Below are 23005 nucleotides of genomic sequence, written 5' to 3' on the forward strand. Positions count from 1 at the left end.
GGGGGGGGGGGGCCGGCGGGGGGGGGGGCGCGGGGGGGGCCGCCGGGGGGGGGCCGGGCGGGGGGGCCGCGGGGGGGGGGGCCCCCCCGGGGGGGGGGGCGGGGGGCGCCCCCCCCGCGGCACTACTTCTCCAGCGGCCCCCGGCCGCGGACGGTGAGGCGGTCGCCCTCCTCGTCGAGCTCGACCAGGACGGTGTCCCCGTCGTGCACCGCGCCGGACAGGATCGCCCGGGCCAGCTGATCGCCGATCGCGGACTGCACCAGCCGGCGCAGCGGGCGGGCGCCGTACGCCGGGTCGTAGCCGGTCAGCGCCAGCCAGTCGCGGGCGGCCTCGGAGACCTCCAGGGTGAGCCGCCGCTCGTTCAGCCGCTCGCCGAGGCGGGCCACCTGCAGGTCGACGATCCGGCTCAGCTCGCCGGTGCCCAACGGGTCGAAGACCACGATGTCGTCCAGCCGGTTGAGGAACTCCGGCTTGAACGCGCCCCGGACGGCGCCCAGCACCAGCTCCCGCTTCTCCGCCTCCGGGGTGCTCGGGTCGACCAGGTACTGGCTGCCCAGGTTGGAGGTGAGGATCAGGATGGCGTTGCGGAAGTCCACCGTGCGGCCCTGGCCGTCGGTGAGCCGCCCGTCGTCCAGCACCTGGAGCAGGACGTCGAAGACCTCCGGGTGCGCCTTCTCCACCTCGTCCAGCAGGACGACGCTGTACGGGCGGCGGCGGACCGCCTCGGTGAGCTGGCCGCCCTCCTCGTAGCCGACGTACCCGGGCGGGGCGCCGACCAGGCGGGAGACCGAGTGCTTCTCGCCGTACTCGCTCATGTCGATCCGGACCATCGCCCGCTCGTCGTCGAACAGGAAGTCGGCGAGGGCCTTGGCGAGTTCGGTCTTGCCGACACCCGTCGGGCCGAGGAAGAGGAAGGAACCGGTCGGACGGTCCGGGTCGGCGATGCCGGAGCGGGTGCGCCGCACGGCGTCCGAGACGGCCTGCACGGCCTCCGCCTGGCCGATCAGGCGCCTTCCCAACTCCTCCTCCATGCGCAGGAGTTTGGCGCTCTCGCCCTCCAGCAGGCGGCCGGCCGGGATGCCCGTCCAGGAGGCGACCACGTCGGCCACGTCGTCCGGGCCGACCTCCTCCTTGACCATGGAGGCGGACGCGTCCTGGTCGGCGGCGCGCTCCTGGGCGTCGGTGAGCTCCGTCTCGGCGGCCGGGATCTCGGCGTACATCAGCTTGGAGGCCCGCTCGAAGTCCCCGTCGCGCTGGGCGCGTTCGAGCGCGCCGTGCAGGTCGTCCAGCCGCTCCTTGAGCTCGCCGACCCGGTTGAGGCTCTTCTTCTCCTGCTCCCAGCGCGCCGTGAGCACGCTCAACTGCTCGTTCTTGTCGGCGAGATCGCGCCGCAGCCGGGCGAGCCGGTCGACCGAGGCAGGGTCCGACTCCTTCTCCAGGGCCAGCTCCTCCATCCGCAACCGGTCGACGGCACGCTGGAGTTCGTCGATCTCGACCGGGGAGGAGTCGATCTCCATCCGCAGCCGGGAGGCCGCCTCGTCGACCAGGTCGATCGCCTTGTCGGGCAGGAAGCGGGAGGTGATGTAGCGGTTGGACAGGGTGGCCGCGGCGACCAGGGCGGCGTCCGAGATCTGCACCTTGTGGTGCGCCTCGTACCGGCCCTTGAGGCCGCGCAGGATGGCGATCGAGTCCTCCACGCTGGGCTCGCCGACCAGCACCTGCTGGAAGCGGCGCTCCAGGGCGGGGTCCTTCTCGATCCGCTCGCGGTACTCGTCCAGCGTGGTGGCGCCGACCATCCGCAGCTCGCCGCGGGCCAGCATCGGCTTGAGCATGTTGCCCGCGTCCATCGCGGAGTCGCCGCCCGCGCCCGCGCCGACCATGGTGTGCAGCTCGTCGATGAAGGTGACGACCCGGCCGTCGGAGGCCTTGATGTCGTTCAGGACGGCCTTCAGCCGCTCCTCGAACTCGCCGCGGTACTTGGCGCCCGCGACCATCGCGCCGAGGTCCAGCGCGACCAGCCGCTTGCCGCGCAGCGACTCGGGCACGTCGCCGGCCACGATGCGCTGCGCCAGGCCCTCGACCACGGCGGTCTTGCCGACGCCCGGCTCACCGATCAGCACCGGGTTGTTCTTGGTCCGGCGGGAGAGCACCTGGACCACCCGGCGGATCTCGTGGTCGCGGCCGATGACCGGGTCGAGCTTGCCGTCCCGGGCGGCCTGGGTGAGGTCGGTGCCGTACTTCTCCAGGGCCTTGTAGGTGCCCTCGGGGTCCGGCGAGGTGACCTTGCCGCTGCCGCGGACGTCCTTGAACGCGGCGAGCAGGGCCTTCGGCGTCGCGCCCTGCTGCACCAGCAGCTCGGCGACCGGACCGCCCTCGGCGGCCAGGCCGACCATCAGGTGCTCGGTGGAGACGTACTGGTCGTCCAGGTCGTCCGCGCGCTTGCCGGCCTCGGTGAGCACCGCGAGGGTGTCCCGGGCGAGCTGGGGGGCGGCGACCGTCGAGCCCATCGCGCTGGGCAGCGCGGCCGACTGGCGGCGGGCCTCGGAGCCGACCCGGGCGACGTCCGCCCCGACCGCCTCCAGCAGGGGCCGGGCGATGCCCTCGGGCTGCTCCAGCAGGGCGATCAGGATGTGCACCGGCTTGACGTCCGGGTTGCCGGCCGCGCCCGCCTGCCGGATCGCGGCGGACAGGGCGTCCTGCGTCTTGGTGGTGAACTTGCTGGCGTCCACTGCTGGGGGGTCCTCCCTCGTCGTCCTGCACTTCTGATGCCTACAGCATGCACTAAGTTGAGTCTATTCCGCTCAACCTTCCGTGAAACCGTCCCTGGGGCGACTTCCGGCCGAACGCTCGGGGATGCTCCGGCGGGTCAGCACCAGCAGCTCCCGGGCCGGGCCGCCCGGCCGCTGCCCGGCCGGCCACACCGCGCGCAGCGGCCGCCGCAGGTCCAGCCCCGCCTCCAGCGGCACCTCGACCAGCCGACGGGTCGCCAGCTCCTCCACCACCGCCAGCTCGCTCAGGCAGACCGGCCCCGCCCCGGTCATCGCCGCCGACTTCAGCGCGGTGGACGAGGCCAGTTCGAGCCGGGGCTGAGCGGCGCCACCGAACGGCCGCAGGGCCGTCTCCAGCACCTCCCGGGTGCCCGAGCCGGGCTCGCGCAGCACCAGTGGGGTGGCCGCCAGCTCGGGCCCGGTCAGCGGGGTGCGGCGGCGCGCCCACGGGTGGCCGGGCGCCACCACGACCACCAGCCGGTCGGCCGCCACCACCGCGCCGGACAGCCCGGGCGGGGTGGCCGGGCCCTCGACGAAGCCGAGGTCGGCGTGCCCGGCCAGGACGTGCCCGGCGACCTCGGCCGAGTTCGCCGTCCGCAACGTCACCGCGGTGCCCGGACTGGCCTCGGCGAGCCCCATCAGCCAGCCCGGCATCAGGTACTCGGCGACGGTCAGGCTGGCCACCACCCGCAGCTTGGCGTCCCGCCGCTCGCGCAGCGCGTCGATCCCGGCGTCCAGCGCCTGCGCCGCCTCCACCACCTGTCGGGCCCACTCGACCACCAGCCGGCCCGCCTCGGTCGGCTTGCTCCCCCGGGGCGAGCGGTCCAGCAGCGGGACGCCGATCTGCCGTTCCATGCCCTTGATCCGGGCGCTGGCGGTGGGCTGGCTGACGCCCAGCTCGGCCGCCGCCCGTCCGACGCTGCCCAGCCGGGCCACCGCGAGCAGCAGTTCCAGGGCGCCGAGTTCGGGGACGCGCGGGGAGAGTGCCATAGGTCCAGGCTATGCCCCCATAGGATCCTCGGCGCTACCGCCGGCCGGCCTTCGGACCGATGGTGGGGAGCATGTCCACCTTGGCCGAACCCCGCCTCCTCACCCGCCCCGCCGCCCGCCGTTCCCGGTACGACCTGGCCCAGCTCGGCCCCAACTGGTACGCCGCCGTGATGGGCACCGCGATCCTCGGCAACGGCGCCGCCGTCCTGCCGGTGCGACTGCCCGGGCTGATCGGCTTCGGCGAGGTGATGTGGGCGCTCGGTCTGGCCGCCCTGCTGGTGCTGGCCTCGGCCCGGCTGGTCCACCTCACCCGGCACCGCGGGGCCGCCCGCGCCCAGCTGCTGGACACCCCGGCCACCGCCGTCTTCTACGGCTGTCCGCCGATGGCCGTGCTCGCGGTCGGCCTCGGGACGGTGCTGCTCGGCTCCCGGGTCATCGGCACCGGCCCGGCGGTCGCCGTCGACGCCGTGCTGTGGGGCGTCGGCACCCTGTACGCGCTGGCCGTCGCCGGCGGCATCCCGTACCTGATGATCACCCGGCACCGGCTCTCCGCCCTGGAGGCCAACCCGACCTGGCTGCTGCCGGTGGTCGCCCCGCTGGTCGCCTCCGCCTGCGGACCGGTGCTGGTCCCGCACCTGCCCTCCGGAGCGCCGCAGCAGGCCATGCTGTACGTCTGCTGCGCGCTGTTCGGGATCGGGCTGCTGGCCACCCTGGTGCTGCTGCCGGTGGTGTTCACCGGCCTGCTCCACAGCAAGCTGCCGACCCTGGTGCTCACCCCCTCCCTCTTCCTGGTGCTCGGCCCGCTCGGCCAGTCCGTCACCGCCGTCCACCAGCTCGCCGACGCCGCCCGCCCGGTGCTGCCCGCACTGGCACCCGTCATGCTCGACCTCGCCGAGCTGTACAGCGTCGCGGTGATCGGGGTCGCCGTGCTCTGGCTGGCCGTCGCGCTCGCCGCCAACCTGCGGGCCCGCCGGGCCGGGATGCCCTTCGCGATGACCTGGTGGGCGTACACCTTCCCGATCGGCACCTGCGTCACCGGCGCCTCCGCGCTCGCCCGGCACACCGGGTTCGGGGGCTTCACCGCGCTGGCCGCCGGGCTGTACCTGCTGCTGGCGCTCGCCTGGGCGCTCGCGGCGGGCGGTACCGCGGCCGGGCTGGCGCGCGGGCGGCTGCTGGCGCGCTGAGGCCACCGGGCGGGCCGGGCGGACGGGACGGTCGTGGGCGGCCGAACGGCGCGGCCGGGCGGGGTCTGATGGTCACCGCGCGTAGACATGCAGCTCAGGACCATGAGGCCGCTGCAGGAATGCGCACCCGCACTCTGACCGTGCACAGCCAACCGGCGGTACCGCCGGGCGCCGCCCGTACCCCCCGCTGGCCTCGGCCTTTACCGGAACCCGCCCCGCCGCCCGCCTCCCCGCACCCGCCCCGCGGTGCAGATAGCTGCAATTGCGCGAACATGCACTCGGGCGGCACTTGTTCACCGGCCGTCACGCTGTGATGGTGGAGACACGCCAAGTCGTCCGGGCAACCGCAGCCCGATGGTGGCGACTTGCTCTTCGGAACTGACCGCAGGCGCACCAATCCCGCGCCAGTGGAACGGGGGGGAAGAGCGCCGGCCGGGGACCATGTGTGGTGATGGCCCCCGGAACCGGAGCCGTCGAGGCGTTGCTGCTCCGCCTCGACGGAAGCGCCGTGGCATTGGCGTGCGGACGGCGGCCCCCGGACAACCCGGTGTGCGACGGCACCCGGACCCGGGGGCCCGCCGTCACGACGGATACCGTGACCGCCGGACCGCATGATCACGCCGTACCGGCACCCGGTACCGTGAGCGCCCGGCAACCGGCAACCGGCCGACGACCGGTACCCGCGGCTCGGGCGGCTCGCGCGGCGAGCCGGCGGGGTGGCGCGGGCAACACCAGGCACACGCGTCCGGCAGGGAGAGTGCGACGTGACGGCTGAACCGGCGGTCGCGCCGCACCAGGCGGCGCCCGTGATCGAGGAACCCGACGAAGCCGCCCGCCGACTGTACCTGGCGATCATCGCCGAAGGCGGCCGCATCCCCTGCGCAGGTGTCACGGACACCGACCGGGCCGCCCTCCAACAGCTCATCGACATCGGCCTGCTGATGGTCAACCCGATGGACCGCTGCTACACCGCCGTCAGCCCCCGCTCGGTCAGCGACCGGCTCGGCGCCGAACTCCGCAGCGAGGCCACCCGGCTCCTGGTCCGCGCCGAGAGCCTCCCCGGCGCCCTGGACGGCCTCACCCGCGCCTACGACGCCATGCCCCGCCCCTCCGGCCGGTCCGGCGGAGCCGTCCACGTCGAAGGGCACGTCCACATCCGCCAGCGGATCTCCCAACTGGTCTCCGACTGCCGCTTCGAGGTCCTCACCGCCCAGCCGGGCCACCGCCCCGCCGACACCCTGCAGGTCGCCGTCCGCCAGGACGTCCAGCTCCTCCAGCGCGGCTGCTCACTGCGCACCATCTACCAGCCGGTCGCCCTCGCCGAGCCGCCCGCCCTCGCCTACGCCGAGGAGGTCACCCGGCACGGCTCCCTCATCCGCGTCCTCGACGAACCCTTCCAGCGGCTCATCGTCTTCGACCGGACCGTCGCCGTGATCTCCGCCAGCGACGACAACAGCACCGCCGCCTTCATCAGCGACCCGGCCACCATCACCTTCCTGGTCGGCACCTTCGAACGCGACTGGGCGCGCGCCGACACCACCGAAGCCGCCGCCGCCCTCGGCCAGGGCCCCGCCCGCACCATCCCCGACCGGGTCGGCCGCCTGCTCGCCCGCGGCCTCACCCAGCGCGCCGTCGCCACCCGCCTCGGCCTCAGCGAACGCACCGTCGCCGCCCACATCTCCCGCCTCCGCGACCGCTACGGCGCCCAGACCCTCTTCCAGCTCGGCTGGCTGATGAGAGGCGCCCGCGATGACCGATGAGCCCGGCCCGGCCGAGCGGGCCCTCTACCTCACCGCCGTCCGGGCCGGCGGCCGGCTGCGCCCCGAACACCTCGCCCCCGCCGACCGCCCCGCCTTCGCCGCCCTCGTCGCCCGCGGCCTCCTCACCGCCTCCGCCACCGGCTGGACCGCCGCCAACCCGCGAGCCCTCGGCGACCGCATCGGCACCGAACTGCGCACCCGCGCCACCCGGCTGCTCCAGTACGCCGAACAGCTCCCGGGCGCCCTCGCCCCGCTCACCCTCGCCTACGACGCCGTCCGCCGACCGGACGGACCGCGCGGCGACGCCGTCCGCATCGACGGCAACGTCGACATCCGCCAGCGCATCTCCGAACTCATCTCGGAATGCCGGGAAGAAGTCCTGGCCGCCCAACCCGGCCCCCGCCCGGTCGACGGCCTGCGGATGGCCCTCGCCCAGGACCTCTCCCTGCTGCGCCGCGGCTGCTCACTGCGCACCGTCTACCAGCCGGCCGCCCTCGCCGACCACAACGTCCGCCGCCAGGTCGCCCTCCGCACCCGCCAGGGCGCCCGGGTCCGGCTCCTCGCCGAACCGTACGACCGGCTGCTCGTCTTCGACCGCAGGACGGCCGTCGTCCCCGCCTCCGACGACCGCAGCCGCGCCACCTTCCTCACCGACCCCGCCGTCGTGGCCCACCTGGTCGCCCACTTCGAACGCGACTGGGCCCGCGCCGCCCCCGCCGACCGCCACCTCGACCCCCCGCACCCCACCACCGTCCGCATCGGCCGCCTGCTCGCCCGCGGCCTCACCCAACGCGCCGTCGCCACCCGCCTCGGCCTCAGCGAACGCACCGTCGCCGCCCACATCTCCCGCCTGCGCGACCGCTACGGCGCCGACACCCTCTTCCACCTCGGCTGGCGCCTGCGCGGGGAGCACCATGACTGACGCCCCCTCCACCCACCTCGCCGCCGCCCTCCCGGACCCGGCCGCCCGCGAGCTCTACCTCGCGATCCTGCGCGAGGGCGGCCGCGTCCCGATCGCCGACATCGGGGCGGAGGACGAGTCCGCCCTCCGGCGGTTGGTGGAACTCGGCCTGTTGGTACCGCAGTTGCAGGACGCCGCCTACAGCGCGGTCGACCCGCGGGTCGCCACCGAGCGGATCGGCACCGGGATCCGCCTGGAGAGCGCCCGCCTGCTCACGGAGGCCGAACAACTCCCCGAGCTGATGGGCGAACTCACCCGCGCCTACGACGCGACCCCCAAGCGGCGGAGCGCGAGCACCGGCGTGCGCTACCTCGCCGCCAAGGAGGACATCCGCCACGAACTGGAGCAGCTGGCGCAGGAGTTCCCCGACGAGATTCTGACCGCCCAGCCCGGCGGCCCCCGCCCGGCGGAGCTGCTGCCCGACTCCCTCGACCGCGCCCGGCGCATCCACGAACGCGGCGGCACCGTCAGGACGTTGTACGAGCCCTCGGCCAAACTCGACCCGCTGACCGTCCGGTTCGCAGCCGAAGTCACCGGGCTCGGCTGCACCACCCGGGTCGTCTCCGTCCCCTTCAAACGCTTCCTGGTCTTCGACCGGACGGTGGCCGTCATCCCCGCCGCCGACGACTACAACAGCGCCGCCGTGGTCGACGACCCGGCGACGGTCGGCTTCGTCGTCGACACCTTCGAACAGCTCTGGCAACAGGCCGAAGGCGTCAACTGGGCGGCCCTCGCGAACGGTTCCGCCACGCCGACGGTCCACGAGCAGGTGGCCCGCCTGCTCGCCCAAGGCCACACCCAACGGGCCATCGCCACCCGCCTCGGCCTGAGCGAGCGGACGGTTGCCGCCCACATCGCCCGCCTGCGCGAGCTGCACGACGCCGAGACCCTGTTCCAGCTGGGCTGGCAGATGAGGGGAGCTCGCAATGTCTGACGCCGTACCCGATCTACCCGCCGCCGCCAGGGAGCTCTACCGGGAGATCCTCAAGGAGGGCGGGCGCCTCCGTGTCAGCGAGGTCCGCCCCGAGGACGAACCGACGGTCAAGCAGCTCGCGGACCTCGGCTTGCTCTTCCTGCACATCGCCGACGGGGCCTACACCGCAGTGAACCCCCGAGCCGTTGGTGAACGTATCGGCGCGGAGCTCATGGCAGAGGGAGCCCGGCTGATCACTCAGGCAGCGCTTGTCCCCAAACAGCTGGACGACCTGACCCAGGCCTATGACACGGCGCCTCGTCGTCACCGCGACCGTTCGTCCGGTGTGCAGTACGTCACGGGGAGGGAACAGATCCGGCACCGCGTGGCCCAGATTCTTGCCGATCATCCCAATGAGACCCTCTCCATGCAGCCGGGAGCTGCTCGCCCGGCCGAGCACTTGGCGGAGGCTCTCGACTCCGACCGCCGTCACCTGGAGAAGGGCGGCACCATGCGGGTGATCTACGAGGCGGCCGTTCTGTCGGACACGCCGACCGTTGCTTTCGCGGCAGCGGTGACCGAACTCGGCGTCGCCATTCGAGTGTTGCCCGTGCCTTTCACCCGGCTGTTCATCTTCGGCCGAGCAGTTGCCGTGATTCCCGCAGCTCCTGACAACAGCAGTGCGGCGGTCATCGAAGACCCGGCCGTGGTCGACTTCCTGGTGCGGGACTTCGAACTGCACTGGCAACTGGCCGAAGGAGTGAACTGGGCTGCTCTCGTCACGGGAACAGCCGAGCCGGCTGTGCACGAGCGGGTGGGCCGCATGCTCGCCCGTGGGCTCACGCAGCGGGCGATCGCGAGCCGTCTGGGCCTGAGCGAGCGGACGGTCGCCGCCCACATCGCCCGCCTGCGCGAGCTGCACGACGCCGAGACCCTGTTCCAGCTGGGCTGGCAGATGAGGGGCGCCCGTGATGCCTGAGCTCGATCCGCCCCGGGCCCACCGCGCGGCGTCCCGCCGGAGGGGAGTCGACCGGCGGGACGCTTTCGGGGGCGGGGGCCGACCGGATCCGGCCTGTGATCGCCCGGTTCGTCAGGGACTGTCCGCACAAGGCCCTGACTTCCCGGCCGAGCAGGATCCACCGGTCGGCGCCCTCCTGTTGCCGCGTCGGGCCCGGGTTTTCGGTCGCACCGTCGCGCTGATCCCGGCGACCCCTGACAACGGGGTCGCCGCCGTGGTGGCGGATCCTGCGATGGTGCCGACGGTGCCGATGGGCCTGAGCGAGCGGAGGGTCGAGGGTCACACCGCCCGGCTGCGTGAGCGCTGCTCAGCCGGTGGCGGCGCCGGTCGGCCAGTAGCCGGGGACCGGGGGCTGCTGCCGGGGGACGTTGAACTGCTCGCCGGGGGCGGTCCAGAAGCCCTCGCGCAGGGAGAGCGCCATGCCGGCCCAGTCGAGGGCGGTCTCGACCGTGTGGTTGAGGGCCTCCTGCGACCAGGTGTCGTCGAAGACCAGCGGCAGGACGGGGGCGACCTGCTCGATGGTGGCGATCAGCGGGTTGTGGGTGATGGCCTCGTCGACGAGGAGGACGATCGGCTTGCGCAGCGCCGACGCCCAGCCCAGCTCCAGGCTCACGCCGGCCGAGAGCGGCGCTCCCACGTAGGCGAACACCAGGTCCGCGGACTGCAGGGCGCGGAAGTCGGACGGAACGCGGGGCTCCGGGGCGCGGCCGGAGATGGTCCAGGCATCGCTGTGGTGCGCGCTGTACACGGCGGCACCGCTGCGGAGCAGCGTGGTGCGGAGCGTCGTCAGCCGCGTCCGGCTGGCGAGCGTCACCACGCTGTCCGCCGGGCCGGTGAGCCGCATCAGCGGCGCGGCCAGGAACACACGTGCACGCCGACCCTCGGGGGCCTGGCTGTCGTGGTGACGCAGGTAGGGCTCGGTCATGTCGACTCCGGGGAAAGGCCGATCGGGAGAGTGCGCGTCGGCGATGCGTTGGATGTGGGCTGCTCTGTGCGGTGATGACGGTGGTGAACGACTGGATAATTTGACGGTACATTGGCAAGGTGTGGCGGCTTGCCGGACCATTGGGAGCGAACTGATCGTCCATCGCGGGGCAGCGCCGCGTCCAGGGTTGCCCAGTGTCATCTGGATGCCTGGCAGGGAGATGACGCACAGTCCGCAAGCTGCAGACAGTGGCCTGCCTCTCGCGTGGAACTAGGTCAGCCGTTATCCTGTTCGACGCTTCTAGTGGCGGTTCTCGACAGAGAGAGTGGGGGCGTGACTGACATGCGCCGGTTTGTCCGCAAGGTTGTGCTTTCGTTGGCTGTTGCCGCTGCTGTGGTTGGCGCCGGCTCTCTCACGGATGCTGTCGACTCGCCTGGTGCGAGCGCTGCTCGGGCTGCCGTGACCGTCGCGGACGACATTTCCTGGCAGTGAGCTCGGCCACGTGAGCACTCGGTCGCCTGCCGGAGCTCTTGAATAGCCTTACCAATCCTGGCCTGAAATTGGCATGGCGGTCATTCGGCAGGTTCCTGGGACTTTCGGCCGATGACGTAACCGAGTTGGAACAGCGAGTCGACCTTGTAGTCGTCGCGCATCTCGGCAATATGCCTCGCGAGTGTCCGCTCGCTGATCCCCAGGCGTCTTGCGATGACCCGGTGGTTCGTGCCCTCAAGCATCTGGTCAATGATCGTCTGGCGCAGGCGTGACACCACCTGTTGCGGCACCGTGCGGGCGCCCTCGAATTCCAGCGCCCGGCTCCAGCATCGCTCGAAAACCTCCTCGGCGAGGTAGTTGACGACTGCCGGGTCGTATATGAAGGCGGCCAGGCTCATGTCATCGACGATCGGGATGACGGCGACCCGTCGATTCATCACGATGAGCCGGTTATAGGGCTCGTCAAGGGTGCGGTACTGGCCGCCGGCTCGGGCAAGCGTGGCCACGTAATCCCTGGTCGGCTGGTGGTACCGCGTGCTGGCATGGTAGATCGTCCGCATCTCCGTGCCACTGCGCAGCGTTTCCAGGTCGTGTTCGATCATTCCGGCGAGCAGTTCCGGAAGCCGCGGCCCCCCGGGCTGGAGTGCCAAAGCCTCCTCCAGTCCGGATTCTCTGAACTGTTCCAGTCTCTGACGAATCAGGGCCTTTCCCTGCACATACTCGATCGACCCTCCGCGCTGCTTCGGGGTGTGGAATTCCCGGGCCAGCTCCTGAAGTTCGGAGGGGAGAGATACGGCGCGAGACAGGAGCTCCAGCGCCTGGCGCTGCCAGGAATGACTGAGACTTGTCGAGAGCTGTGTCGGGTCGGCGGCCACGAATATGGACGGGTCATCGCTGTCGGGCACGAGAAGGCCAATCCTGACCAGTTCGTCCCGGGCAGCACCGTCCTGATCGACATTGGAGCCCAACGGCAGCCTGCCGTCACCTCGGATGACGGCGAGATACAGCTCGCGGGCTTCTGCCGAAAGGACGGTCAAGCCGGCGGCAAGGGGCTGCTCTCGTTCACTCATCCGCGACTCCTTGCCGTCACCTGATACCTGTGTCCCATCAGCACCGACGCTGAATCGACAGCATGCCAGACCTGGTGTGTCCTCTGGAGAGGCTTTGTGACCGCACTCTCTCACCAACGCGTTGCCGCCGGCACCCCCCGAACAGGAGGGGGCCGGCGGCGGTGTCCGGGCGGGGCCGTCGGTCAGCGCTTGGGGCGCCAGACGACGAGGGCGCTGGACTGGGGGGTGGGCGGCTGGTACGGGACGAGGTCGCGGCGGTAGGAGGCGTGGACGGCGGCCTCGCGCTGCTGGAGGGCGGTTGCGGCGCCTTCCAGGGAGTCGACCAGTTCCGCGACGCGGGACTGCAGGGCGGTGACCTGGTTCTCCAGCTCGATGATCCGCTTGATGCCCGCCAGGTTGATGCCTTCGTCCTGGGAGAGCCGCTGGACCTCGCGCAGCTGCTGGATGTCGCGGGCCGAGTAGCGGCGGCCGCGGCCGGCGGTGCGGTCGGGGCAGACCAGGCCGAGGCGGTCGTACTGGCGCAGGGTCTGCGGGTGCAGGCCGGACAGTTCGGCGGCCACGGAGATGACGTACACCGGGGTGTCCTCGGTGAGGACGTACGGCGGTGCGGCCGAGGGGGCCCGGCGGGTGCGGCGGGTGCCGTCCCCGGGCAGGCCTTCGCCGACGCCGGGGCCGATCGAGCCACCGGGGTTGACCGGGTTGATCGGATTCATCGGGGACATCTGGTCGTCACGCTCCCTTCGCCGCCCGGAAGAGGGCTGCTCGCGGATCGTCGGAGGCGGTGGCCTCGCGGTACTGCTCCAGGGCGTCCAGCGCGTCGCCGCTGACGTGCTGGGGGACCACGACCTCGACGGTGACGAGGAGGTCGCCGCGGGTGCCGTCCTTGCGGGTGGCGCCCTTCCCGCGGGCGCGCATGGTGAGGCCGTTGGCGCTGCCCGGGGGCAGCTTGAGCTTCACGGAGGGCCCGCCGAGGGTGGGTACTTCGATGGTGGCGCCGAGGGCCGCCTCGGGGAAGGTGACCGGGACGGTCACGGTGAGGTTGTCGCCCTTGCGCCCGAAGACCGGGTGCGGGTCGACGTGCACGGTGACGTAGAGGTCGCCGGGCTGGCCGCCGCGTTCGCCCTGGGCGCCCTTGCCCTTGAGCCGGATCCGCTGGTCGGCGTGGACGCCGGCCGGGATGCGGACCTGCATGGTGCGGGCCGAGCTGGCCCGGCCGCTGCCGTGGCAGTCGGTGCACGGGTCGTCGACGATCATGCCCCGGCCGCGGCAGTCCTTGCACGGCTCGGAGAGCGCGAAGGCGCCCTGGCCGCGGCTGACGGTGCCCGCGCCGACGCAGGTGGGACAGACCCGCGGGGTGGTGCCGGACTTGGCGCCGGTGCCGTTGCAGGTGCGGCAGGGGGCCTGGCTGGTCATCCGCAGCGGGACGGTCGCGCCGTCGACCGCCTCCTCGAAGGAGAGGGTCACCTCGGTCTCGACGTCGGCGCCGCGCCGCGGCTGGGCCTGCCGGGTGCCGCCGCCGCGGTTGAACAGGCCGCCGAAGACGTCGCCGAGCCCGCCGCCGGCGGCGCCGCCGCCCTGGCTGCCGCTGAAGAGGTCGCCGAAGTCGAAGCTGTAGCTGCCGGTGCCGCCGGGGCCGCCGCCGGCCCGGAAGCCGCCGTTGGCGAAGAGGCTGCGGGCCTCGTCGTACTCCTTGCGGCGCTTCTCGTCGGAGAGGACGTCGTACGCCTCGGAGATGTCCTTGAACCGCTCCTCGGCCTTGCTGTCACCCTTGTTGGCGTCGGGGTGGAACTCGCGCGCGAGCTTGCGGTAGGTCTTCTTGATCTCGGTGGCGGTGGCGTCCTTGGGCACGCCGAGGACCTTGTAGTAGTCCTTCTCCACGTAGTCCTTACCGCTCACGGCTTGAGCCACCTCCCGAGTCCATCGTCACTGTGCTGTCAACAGCAGCAGAACGCAACGCCGTTGACAGCGCGCTGCGGAGCCGGCCGCCGTACTGGCCGGCGCACGACTCCGCAGCGCACTGGTTGTCAGCTGTCACAGGTTGTCAGCTGTCCGAGCCACCGTCGGACTTGTCCGCGTCGCCCGACTTGGCGTCGGTGTCGGCGGCCGTCTGGCTGCCCGGCTGGGGCTCCGCGACGGCGACCATCGCCGGGCGGATGATCCGCTCGCCGATGCGGTAACCGGGCTGGAGGATCTGGACGCAGGTGTCCTCGGTGACGTCCGAGGAGTAGCTGTGCATCAGCGCCTCGTGCATGGTCGGGTCGAAGGGCTCGCCCTCCTTGCCGAACTGCTGCAGGCCCAGCTTGGCGACGACCGTCTCCAGCGAGTCGGAGACGGACTTGAAGCCGCCGGTGACCTCGCCGTGCTCGCGGGCGCGGCCGATGTCGTCCAGGACCGGGATCAGGGACTCCAGGATGTTGGAGACCGCGATCTCGCGGACGGTCAGCCGGTCGCGCTCGACCCGCTTGCGGTAGTTCTGGTACTCGGCCTGCAGACGCTGCAGGTCACCGGTGCGCTCGGCCAGTTCGCGCTTGGCGGTGGCGAGCTCCTCCGAGGCGCCCTCGGCGGCACCGGCCGCCGCGGCTTCCTCGGCGGCCTTGATCACGGCCTCCTCGGCGGCGGAGTCGTCGCCGGGCTTGCCGCCCTGCGGCTTGTCCGTCATGCCGACGCACCGCCCTTGGGCTTCTCGTCGTCCACGATCTCGGCGTCGACGACGTCGTCCTCGGCCTTGGCCTGGGCGGAGTCACCGGCACCGGCCGCACCGGCGGTGGCGTCGGCGTTGGCGTAGAGCGCCTGGCCGAGCTTCTGCGCGGTGGTGGAGACCTTCTCCGAGGCCTCGCGGATCTTCGCGATGTCCTCGCCCTTCAGGGCCTCCTTGAGCTCGCCGATGGCGGTCTCGACCTCGGTCTTGACGTCGGCCGGGAGCTTGTCGGAGTTGTCCGCGATGAACTTCTCGGTCGAGTAGACGAGCTGCTCGGCGGAGTTGCGGGTCTCGACGGCCTCGCGGCGCTTGTGGTCGTCCTCCGCGTACTGCTCGGCCTCGCGGCGCATGCGGTCGACCTCGTCCTTCGGCAGCGAGGAGCCGCCGGTGACGGTCATCTTCTGCTCCTTGCCGGTGCCGAGGTCCTTCGCGCCGACGTGCATGATGCCGTTGGCGTCGATGTCGAAGGTGACCTCGATCTGCGGCAGGCCGCGCGGCGCCGGCGGCAGGCCGGTCAGCTCGAACATGCCGAGCTTCTTGTTGTACGCGGCGATCTCGCGCTCGCCCTGGTAGACCTGGATCTGCACGGACGGCTGGTTGTCCTCGGCCGTGGTGAAGATCTCGGAGCGCTTGGTCGGGATCGTGGTGTTGCGCTCGATCAGCTTGGTCATGATGCCGCCCTTGGTCTCGATGCCGAGGGACAGCGGGGTGACGTCCAGCAGGAGGACGTCCTTGACCTCGCCCTTGAGGACACCGGCCTGGAGCGCGGCGCCGATGGCGACGACCTCGTCCGGGTTGACGCCCTTGTTGGCGTCCTGGCCGCCGGTCAGCTCCTTGACGAGCTCGGCGACGGCCGGCATGCGGGTCGAGCCGCCGACGAGGACGACGTGGTCGATCTCGGAGAGCGAGATGCCGGCGTCCTTGATGACGTTGTGGAACGGGACCTTGCAGCGCTCCAGCAGGTCCGTGGTCAGCTGCTGGAACTGGGCCCGGGTGAGCTTCTCGTCCAGGTGCAGCGGGCCCTCGGCGGAGGCCGTGATGTACGGCAGGTTGATCGAGGTCTCGGAGGACGAGGACAGCTCGATCTTGGCCTTCTCGGCGGCCTCGCGCAGACGCTGCAGGGCCATCTTGTCCTTGGACAGGTCGACGCCGTGGCCGGACTGGAAGACCTTGACCAGGTGGTCGACGACGCGCTGGTCCCAGTCGTCACCACCGAGGTGGTTGTCACCGTTGGTGGCCTTCACCTCGACGACCCCGTCGCCGATCTCCAGGAGGGAGACGTCGAAGGTGCCGCCGCCGAGGTCGAAGACCAGGATCGTCTGGTCGTCCTTGTCGAGGCCGTACGCGAGGGCGGCCGCGGTCGGCTCGTTGACGATGCGCAGGACGTTGAGGCCCGCGATCTCACCGGCCTCCTTGGTGGCCTGGCGCTCGGAGTCGTTGAAGTACGCCGGGACGGTGATGACGGCGTCGGTGACGGTCTCGCCCAGGTACGCCTCGGCGTCGCGCTTCAGCTTCTGCAGCACGAAGGCCGAGATCTGCTGCGGGTTGAAGTCCTTGCCGTCGATGTTGATCTTCCACCCGGTGCCCATGTGGCGCTTGACCGAGCGGATGGTGCGGTCGACGTTGGTGACCGCCTGGCGCTTGGCCACCTCGCCGACCAGGACCTCGCCGTTCTTGGCGAAGGCGACGACGGACGGCGTGGTCCGAGCGCCCTCGGCGTTCGTGATGACGGTGGGCTCGCCACCCTCCAGAACGCTGACGACCGAGTTCGTCGTGCCGAGGTCGATGCCGACCGCGCGTGCCATCGTAGATACCTCCACGGAAGAGTTGAGCTTTACAGGCTCAAGGATGCATGACCCGGCGGGCAGCGTCAACAGCTATGAGCGGGCGTCGCTCAACTTTGCTGAGCGTCACCGCGCGGCGGGGCCGTTGCGGGGCCGGTCCGGGCCGGTGGAGTGCCGGTCCGCCCGGACGGCGGGCGGGGCCCCGTCGTGGCGCGGCTGCGACCGCGTGACTGCCGCCATAGCTTGGGAATCTTCTGGAGAAGTGTTAGCGACCGGTAATGTCCGGGCCGTCGGCCCGGCAAGTTACCCACCAGTACAATCGAAGCCGACAACCGTGGAACACAGAGACTGCTCAACCGCAAAGCCGCAGGAGACGGAGAGCCGATGCAGCTAGCAGCGATCGTCATCTCGCTGGTCACGTTCGTGATCGGCACCGCGCTCGCCGCCCGTGCGGCGCTGTACATCTACAAGGTGGTGCGCACAGGTGCGCAGGACTCCACCCGCTTCGGGCAGCCCGCCCAGCGGGTGAAGACCGTCGCGACCGAATTCGTCGGTCACACCAGGATGAACCGCTGGGGGATCGTGGGCATCGCCCACTGGTTCGTCGCCGTCGGCTTCTTCAGCCTGGTGCTGACCATCGTCAACGCCTTCGGCCAGCTGTTCGACGCCGACTTCGCGCTGCCGATCATCGGCCACTGGATGATCTGGCAGCTCTTCGTCGAGCTCGTCGGCACCCTGACCACGCTGGGCATCCTGGTCCTGATCGTGATCCGGCTGATGAGCCTGCCGTCGCGCTCCGGCCGCAAGTCCCGCTTCGCCGGCTCGATCGCCTGGCAGGCCTTCTACGTCGAGTACACGATCCTCGGCATCGGACTCTGCATCCTGATGCTGCGCGCGCTGGAGGGCGCCCTCAACGGCGTCGACTCGTACGGTCCGGAGCACCTGGTCTCGTACCCGCTCGTCACCGCCCTCAGCGGGCTGTCGCACGGCACGCTGGAGAACCTGATCTACCTGTTCGCGATGCTGAAGATCTGCATCTCGTTCGCGTGGGCGACCACCATCGGCCTCAACCCCTCGATGGGTGTCGCCTGGCACCGGTTCCTCGGCTTCTTCAACATCTACTTCAAGCGCGAGGAGGACGGCGGCACCGCGCTCGGCGAGCTCCGTCCGATGACCAGCAACGGTCAGCCGATCGACTTCGAGGACCCGGCCGACGACGCCGTCTTCGGCGTCTCCCAGGTCGAGCACTTCTCCTGGAAGGGCATCCTCGACTTCTCCACCTGCACCGAGTGCGGCCGCTGCCAGTCGCAGTGCCCCGCCTGGAACACCGGCAAGCCGCTCTCGCCGAAGCTGCTGATCATGAGCCTGCGCGAGCACGCCTACGGCAAGGCCCCGTACCTGCTGGCCGGCGGCGGCAAGGACATGGAGGGCAACGAGCAGGCCACCTCCGAGCAGCTGAAGGACGTCCCGGCGGCCGCCCTGGCCGAGGCCGAGCGCCCGCTGATCGGCACCGCCGAGGAGAACGGCGTCATCGACCCGGACGTCCTGTGGTCCTGCACCACCTGCGGCGCCTGCGTCGAGCAGTGCCCGGTGGACATCGAGCACGTCGACCACATCGTCGACATGCGCCGCTACCAGGTGATGATCGAGAGCAACTTCCCGACCGAGGCCGGGACGATGCTCAAGAACCTGGAGAACAAGGGCAACCCGTGGGGCCTGGCCACCAAGGCGCGCCTGGACTGGGTCAAGGAGCTCAAGAAGGAGACCGGTATCGAGGTGCCGGTGATCGGCGAGGACATCGACCCCGCCGAGGTCGAGTACCTCTACTGGGTCGGCTGCGCCGGCGCCCTGGAGGACCGCGCCAAGAAGACCACCAAGGCCTTCGCCGAGCTGCTGCACACCGCGGGCGTGAAGTTCGCCATCCTCGGCAAGGAGGAGACCTGCACCGGTGACTCCCCGCGCCGCCTGGGCAACGAGTTCCTCTTCCAGATGCTCGGCGCGCAGAACGTCGAGACGCTGAACGCCGCGCTGGAGGACGCCCCGACCAAGCGGATCGTGGCCACCTGCCCGCACTGCTTCAACACCATCGCCAACGAGTACCCGCAGCTCGGCGGGCACTTCGAGGTGATCCACCACACCCAGCTGCTGCAGCACCTGATCGACGAGGGCAAGCTCGTCCCGGTCAACCCGGTCGAGGGCCTGATCACCTACCACGACCCCTGCTACCTGGGCCGCCACAACAAGGTCTACAGCCCGCCGCGCGAGATCATGGACAAGGTCCCGGGTCTGCGCCAGCAGGAGATGCACCGCCACAAGGAGCGCGGCTTCTGCTGCGGCGCCGGCGGTGCCCGGATGTGGATGGAGGAGCGCATCGGCAAGCGGATCAACACCGAGCGCGTGGACGAGGCGCTGTCGCTCAACCCCGACATCGTCTCCACCGCCTGCCCGTTCTGCCTGGTGATGCTCTCCGACTCGGTGAACGGCAAGAAGAACGAGGGCGCGGCCAAGGAGAACCTGAAGGTGGTCGACGTGGCCCAGCTGCTGCTCGACTCGGTGAAGGCCACCCCGCCGGCCGAGGCCGAGGAGCGGCCCGCGACGGTGGACGCCTAGCCGTTCACCGGCCGAAAGCCCGCTGTTCGACAGTTCTGCTACAACTGCCCGGCCCGGTGGACGCCGCCAACGCGCCCACCGGGCCGGGCTTTTGGGTCGTTGCGGAGGCGCGCGGCGACACCGGCCGCGGGCGGCGAGTGATCTCCGTCGCACGGGCGCCGGACGGGCATTCGGTTGGAAGGAAATACAGTAGGCGCCGGACCGGCTCCGTGCCGGTCGACCCGCGCCGGACACAAGGCCGGACGGGTGCCGACCCGCGCCGGCCGGACGGGTCCGGAAGACCGACTGCAGAACACCGATTCCAGAACACCGACTCCAGAACACCGACGGAGGCACCGGCCGCCGGGCCGGGCCGCAGAGACCACAAGGGGAACAGCGCAGACCATGACCGAGGCGATCATGCTGGTCGGTGGTAAGGGCACGCGACTGCGTCCGCTGACCACCCACACCCCCAAGCCCATGCTGCCGGTGGCAGGCGTCCCGTTCATCGCGCACCAGCTGGCCCGTGCGGCGGCCGCCGGCGTCACCCGCGTCGTGCTGGCCACCTCGTACCTGGCCGAGGTGTTCGAGGACCACTTCCAGGACGGCACGCCCTACGGCATCGAGCTGGTCTACCTGACCGAGCGCGAACCGCTGGGCACCGGCGGGGCCATCCGCAACGCCGCCTCCGGCCTGACCTGCGGCCCCGACGAGCCGGTCCTGGTCTTCAACGGCGACATCCTCTCCGGCCTGGACATCGCCGCCCTGCGCGACGGCCACGTGGCCGCCGGGGCCGACGTCACCCTGCACCTCACCCGGGTCGAGGACCCGCGCGCCTTCGGCCTCGTCCCGACCGACGAGAACGGCCGGGTGCTGGAGTTCCTGGAGAAGCCGGAGACCCCGGAGCAGATCGTCACCGACCAGATCAACGCCGGCTGCTACGTCTTCACCCGGTCCGTGATCGACCGCATCCCGGCCGGCCGCGAGGTGTCCGTCGAGCGCGAGACCTTCCCCGAGCTGCTGGCCACCGGCGCCCTGCTGCGCGGCGTCGTCGACACCTCGTACTGGCTGGACCTCGGCACCCCGGCCGCGTTCGTCCGCGGCTCGGCCGACCTGGTGCTCGGCAAGGTCGACTCCCCGGCCGTCCCCGGTCCGACCGGCGACGCCCTGCTGCTGCCCGGCGCCACCGTCCACCCGGGCGCGGTGCTCAGCGGCGGCAGCGTGGTCGCCGAGGACGCGGTGGTCGAGGCCGGCGCGATCGTCGAGGGCAGCGTCATCCTGCCCGGCGCGGTGATCGGCCCGGACACCCTGGTCAAGGACTCGATCGTGGGCGCCTTCGCGACCATCGGCGACCGCTCGGCGCTGGACGGCGCGGTGATCGGCGACGGCGCGATCGTGGAGTCGGACAACGAGCTGCCGAACGGCATCCGGATCGCCTGCGGCACCCTGCTGCCGGTCGGCGCCGTCCGCACCTCGGCCGGCCCGGGCGGCTGCCCGGCCGGCACCAGCGCGGCGGCGGCGGTGCACGGGCCGTCGGTCACCGCGCAGCGGTAGCACCGGCTCCGCGGGAGCCCCGCCCCTCGACCGCTCGGCTGTCCGGCCACCGGTGGGGCGGGGGCGGCTTTCGGCCCCGTTCGTCTCAGCCTCGCTGCAAACCGGCCCCGGCTCCGTCCGGGGCCGACGCGCGTTGGGCCGGACGGGTACCTTCAGAGCGTGGCTGGTAATCGATACGACAGCGGTCAGGGCGCCGACCGTCCGCACGGCGGGTGGTCGGCCCCACCGCCGCCGGCGGGGGCGCCCGGGGGGCACGGGCGGACGGACGGGCCGGAGTACTTCACGGCTCCGCACCCGGGAACCGCAGGTGGACCGGGGGGCACGGCCGACGACGGGTACGACCCGTACGCGGCCGACCGGCCCGGGAGCACCCGCGCCTTCCCGACGGGCGCCCCGTACGCGGGAGGCGGCCCGTACGGGCAGGAACCGCCGCACCAGGGCTACTACGACCAGGGGCACCACCCGGACCAGGGGCAGTACGGGCAGTATCCGCCCGACGGCTACGCCCCCGACGGCTACGGCCCCGACGGCTACGGGCAGCAGCCGCCGTACGAGCACCAGGCGTACGAGCAGCAGCAGCCGCCGTACGGCCAGGACAACGTCGCCGTCTACCGGGCCGGCGGCCAGTCCGCCCCGCAGGCGACCGGTCCCCGGCCGCAGTGGCGCGAGCTGTTCGTCGGCCTCTTCCGCAGCCCGACCGCGATGTTCGACCGCACCCGCGACCACCAGGTCTGGCTGCCCGCCCTCACCGTCTCCCTGCTGTACGGGGCGCTCGCGGTGCTCGGCATCGGGCTGACCCACGACGACATCGTCAACTCCACCTTCACCGTGGCGCTGACCGGCATCCTCGCCGCCGCCATCGGCTTCACCGTGGCCGGCGCGGTCTTCGGCGGGGTCACCTACGCCCTGGCCCGCCAGCTCGGCGGCGACGGCCCGTGGAAGGCGACGGTCGGCCTGGCCGCGCTGATCGGCTGGCTGACCGACGCGCCCCGGCTGCTGCTCGCCCTGGTGCTGCCCTCCGGCAGCGCCGTCGTCCAGGTCGTCGGCTGGGCGACCTGGGCGCTCTGCGCGTTCCTGCTGACCGCTATGGTCCGTCGGCTGCACGACCTGCCCTGGGGCAAGGCGGCCGGCGCCGCGGCACTGCAGCTGCTCGCCCTGCTGGTGCTGATCAAGCTGCCGACCCTGGGCTGACCGGCGAAGGGCAGAATGGTGGACGGGCCGCGGCCGAGCGCCGGGGCCCGTCCACCCTCTTCGCCCCACGTCCACCGGAGCCAGGCATGACCCTCCCCACCACCCACGTCAGCTTCCCGGCCGGGGCGGTGACCGGCGAGTCCCCGGTGCTCGCGGTGCACCCGCTGGCCGACGGCCGGTACGCCGTCGTGACCGGCGCGACCCCGTTCCACCCGCTCGACCACACCTGGCCCGACCAGCCGGCCGACCTCGGCACCCTGACCGTGGACGGCACCGAGCTGGCCGTGGTCGACTGCCTGACCGGCGCCGTCGGCCCGGACGACGACGCGCTGCTGGTCGGCGCCGACATCCCGGTCCGGCGCGGCGACGAGGAGTGGTCCTGGCTGGTCCTGCACGTCCTCGACACCGACCCCGGTGACATCGTCGGCCGCACCGCGGCGCTCGCCGTCGACGCCGACCGCCGGGGCGCCCTCAGCGCCTCGCACAGCGGCTGCCACCTGCTCGCCCTCGCCCTCAACGCCGCGCTCGCCCCGCGCTGGCGCAAGGACCCGGGCCGCTCGGACGCCTTCGGCAACCCGGACTTCGACAGCCTCGCCATGGCGAGCTCGGTCATGGATACCCAGGCCAGCACCGACACCTACCGGCTCGGCAAGTCGCTGAAGAAGAAGGGCTTCACAGCGGACGCCACCGAGGAGTTCCCCGCCCTGGCCGACGCCCTGCCCGCCCTCACCGAGGACGTCAACGCCCGGCTCGCCGCCTGGGTCGCCGCCGACGCCCCGGTCCGCATCGAGGTGCCCGGCCCCGAGCTCACCGCCCGCCGCCAGTGGCACTGCGAGCTGCCCGAGGGCGGCGCGCAGATCTTCTGCGGCGGCACCCACCTGCACCACCTCGGCGAGCTGGCCGAGCTGCGCACCGAGCTGCGGCTGTCCGAGGACGGCACCGAGCTGGTCGCCGTCACCAGCCCCAAGCGGGCCTGAGAACGCCGCGGGGGGGCCCCCCCCCCCCCCCGGGGGGGGGCCCCCGCGGGGGGGGGGGGGGGGGGGGGGGCCGGGGGCCCCCCCCCCGCGGGGGGGGGGGGGGCCCCCCCCCCCCCGCGGGCGGGCCCCGG

Annotated in this window: 16 protein-coding genes and 1 pseudogene; 9 read left to right on the forward strand and 8 right to left on the reverse strand. The window is 72.0% G+C overall.

Annotated features, from left to right (window positions below):
• Positions 1-122: 122 nt before the first annotated feature.
• Both clpB and ACIRST_RS28935 read right to left on the reverse strand, forming a co-directional pair.
• A complete protein-coding gene (gene clpB, locus ACIRST_RS28930) occupies positions 123-2729 on the reverse strand; it encodes an ATP-dependent chaperone ClpB (RefSeq protein WP_402805494.1) in 2607 nt (868 codons plus the stop codon).
• A 72-nt stretch (positions 2730-2801) separates the two neighbouring features.
• Positions 2802-3758: a LysR family transcriptional regulator gene (locus tag ACIRST_RS28935; protein WP_402805497.1), complete on the reverse strand. Its 957-nt coding sequence runs from the start codon at positions 3756-3758 to the stop codon at positions 2802-2804.
• Between the two features lie 71 nt (positions 3759-3829).
• Here ACIRST_RS28935 and ACIRST_RS28940 point away from each other — a divergent pair, with 71 nt between their 5' ends.
• The 5 genes from ACIRST_RS28940 (at position 3830) to ACIRST_RS28960 (ending at position 9555) form a co-directional block, all read left to right on the forward strand.
• Complete coding sequence (locus ACIRST_RS28940) at positions 3830-4942, forward strand: TDT family transporter (RefSeq protein ID WP_402805500.1); 1113 nt, start codon at positions 3830-3832, stop codon at positions 4940-4942.
• A 764-nt stretch (positions 4943-5706) separates the two neighbouring features.
• Positions 5707-6702 (forward strand): LuxR C-terminal-related transcriptional regulator, encoded by a 996-nt coding sequence (locus ACIRST_RS28945; RefSeq protein ID WP_396552481.1) that lies wholly within the window; start codon positions 5707-5709, stop codon positions 6700-6702.
• Positions 6692-7624 carry a LuxR C-terminal-related transcriptional regulator gene (locus tag ACIRST_RS28950; protein ID WP_402805504.1) on the forward strand — a complete coding sequence of 311 codons (933 nt, stop codon included), beginning with the start codon at positions 6692-6694 and terminating at the stop codon, positions 7622-7624. The genes ACIRST_RS28945 and ACIRST_RS28950 overlap by 11 nt, the downstream gene beginning before the upstream one ends.
• Positions 7617-8597, forward strand: coding sequence for a helix-turn-helix transcriptional regulator (locus ACIRST_RS28955; protein ID WP_350519653.1), 981 nt, complete (start codon positions 7617-7619; stop codon positions 8595-8597). Before ACIRST_RS28950 ends, ACIRST_RS28955 begins: the two co-directional genes overlap by 8 nt.
• The gene (locus tag ACIRST_RS28960) at positions 8590-9555 is read left to right on the forward strand and encodes a LuxR C-terminal-related transcriptional regulator (RefSeq protein WP_350519654.1); all 966 of its coding nucleotides are present in this window, start codon (positions 8590-8592) and stop codon (positions 9553-9555) included. The genes ACIRST_RS28955 and ACIRST_RS28960 overlap by 8 nt, the downstream gene beginning before the upstream one ends.
• A gap of 346 nt (positions 9556-9901) precedes the next feature.
• On the opposite strand, the gene ACIRST_RS28965 is transcribed toward ACIRST_RS28960, so the two are convergent.
• The 6 genes from ACIRST_RS28965 to dnaK form a co-directional block, all read right to left on the reverse strand.
• Positions 9902-10519 carry a hypothetical protein gene (locus tag ACIRST_RS28965; RefSeq protein WP_051709310.1) on the reverse strand — a complete coding sequence of 206 codons (618 nt, stop codon included), beginning with the start codon at positions 10517-10519 and terminating at the stop codon, positions 9902-9904.
• Positions 10520-11091: 572 nt separating this feature from the next.
• Positions 11092-12081 (reverse strand): helix-turn-helix domain-containing protein, encoded by a 990-nt coding sequence (locus tag ACIRST_RS28970; RefSeq protein ID WP_350519655.1) that lies wholly within the window; start codon positions 12079-12081, stop codon positions 11092-11094.
• 182 nt (positions 12082-12263) lie between these two features.
• Complete coding sequence (locus ACIRST_RS28975; RefSeq protein ID WP_350519656.1) at positions 12264-12803, reverse strand: heat shock protein transcriptional repressor HspR; 540 nt, start codon at positions 12801-12803, stop codon at positions 12264-12266.
• A 7-nt stretch (positions 12804-12810) separates the two neighbouring features.
• Positions 12811-13977: a molecular chaperone DnaJ gene (dnaJ, locus tag ACIRST_RS28980; RefSeq protein ID WP_350519657.1), complete on the reverse strand. Its 1167-nt coding sequence runs from the start codon at positions 13975-13977 to the stop codon at positions 12811-12813.
• 145 nt (positions 13978-14122) lie between these two features.
• Complete coding sequence (gene grpE / locus ACIRST_RS28985) at positions 14123-14740, reverse strand: nucleotide exchange factor GrpE (protein WP_350519658.1); 618 nt, start codon at positions 14738-14740, stop codon at positions 14123-14125.
• Positions 14737-16584 (reverse strand): molecular chaperone DnaK, encoded by a 1848-nt coding sequence (gene dnaK, locus ACIRST_RS28990; RefSeq protein ID WP_350519659.1) that lies wholly within the window; start codon positions 16582-16584, stop codon positions 14737-14739. Before dnaK ends, grpE begins: the two co-directional genes overlap by 4 nt.
• A 363-nt stretch (positions 16585-16947) precedes the next feature.
• On the opposite strand from dnaK, the gene ACIRST_RS28995 reads away from it, so the two are divergent.
• From ACIRST_RS28995 to ACIRST_RS29010, 4 genes and pseudogenes are all read left to right on the forward strand, one after another.
• Positions 16948-19173 carry a (Fe-S)-binding protein gene (locus ACIRST_RS28995; RefSeq protein ID WP_350519660.1) on the forward strand — a complete coding sequence of 742 codons (2226 nt, stop codon included), beginning with the start codon at positions 16948-16950 and terminating at the stop codon, positions 19171-19173.
• A gap of 384 nt (positions 19174-19557) precedes the next feature.
• A pseudogene (locus ACIRST_RS29000) lies at positions 19558-20631 on the forward strand (sugar phosphate nucleotidyltransferase); the annotation flags it as partial.
• 234 nt (positions 20632-20865) lie between these two features.
• Positions 20866-21897 carry a YIP1 family protein gene (locus tag ACIRST_RS29005; RefSeq protein ID WP_402805510.1) on the forward strand — a complete coding sequence of 344 codons (1032 nt, stop codon included), beginning with the start codon at positions 20866-20868 and terminating at the stop codon, positions 21895-21897.
• An 86-nt stretch (positions 21898-21983) separates the two neighbouring features.
• The gene (locus ACIRST_RS29010) at positions 21984-22874 is read left to right on the forward strand and encodes a metal-dependent hydrolase (protein ID WP_350519662.1); all 891 of its coding nucleotides are present in this window, start codon (positions 21984-21986) and stop codon (positions 22872-22874) included.
• Positions 22875-23005: the final 131 nt, after the last annotated feature.

Source organism: Kitasatospora sp. NPDC101447 (assembly GCF_044767225.1).
GTDB lineage: Bacteria > Actinomycetota > Actinomycetes > Streptomycetales > Streptomycetaceae > Kitasatospora.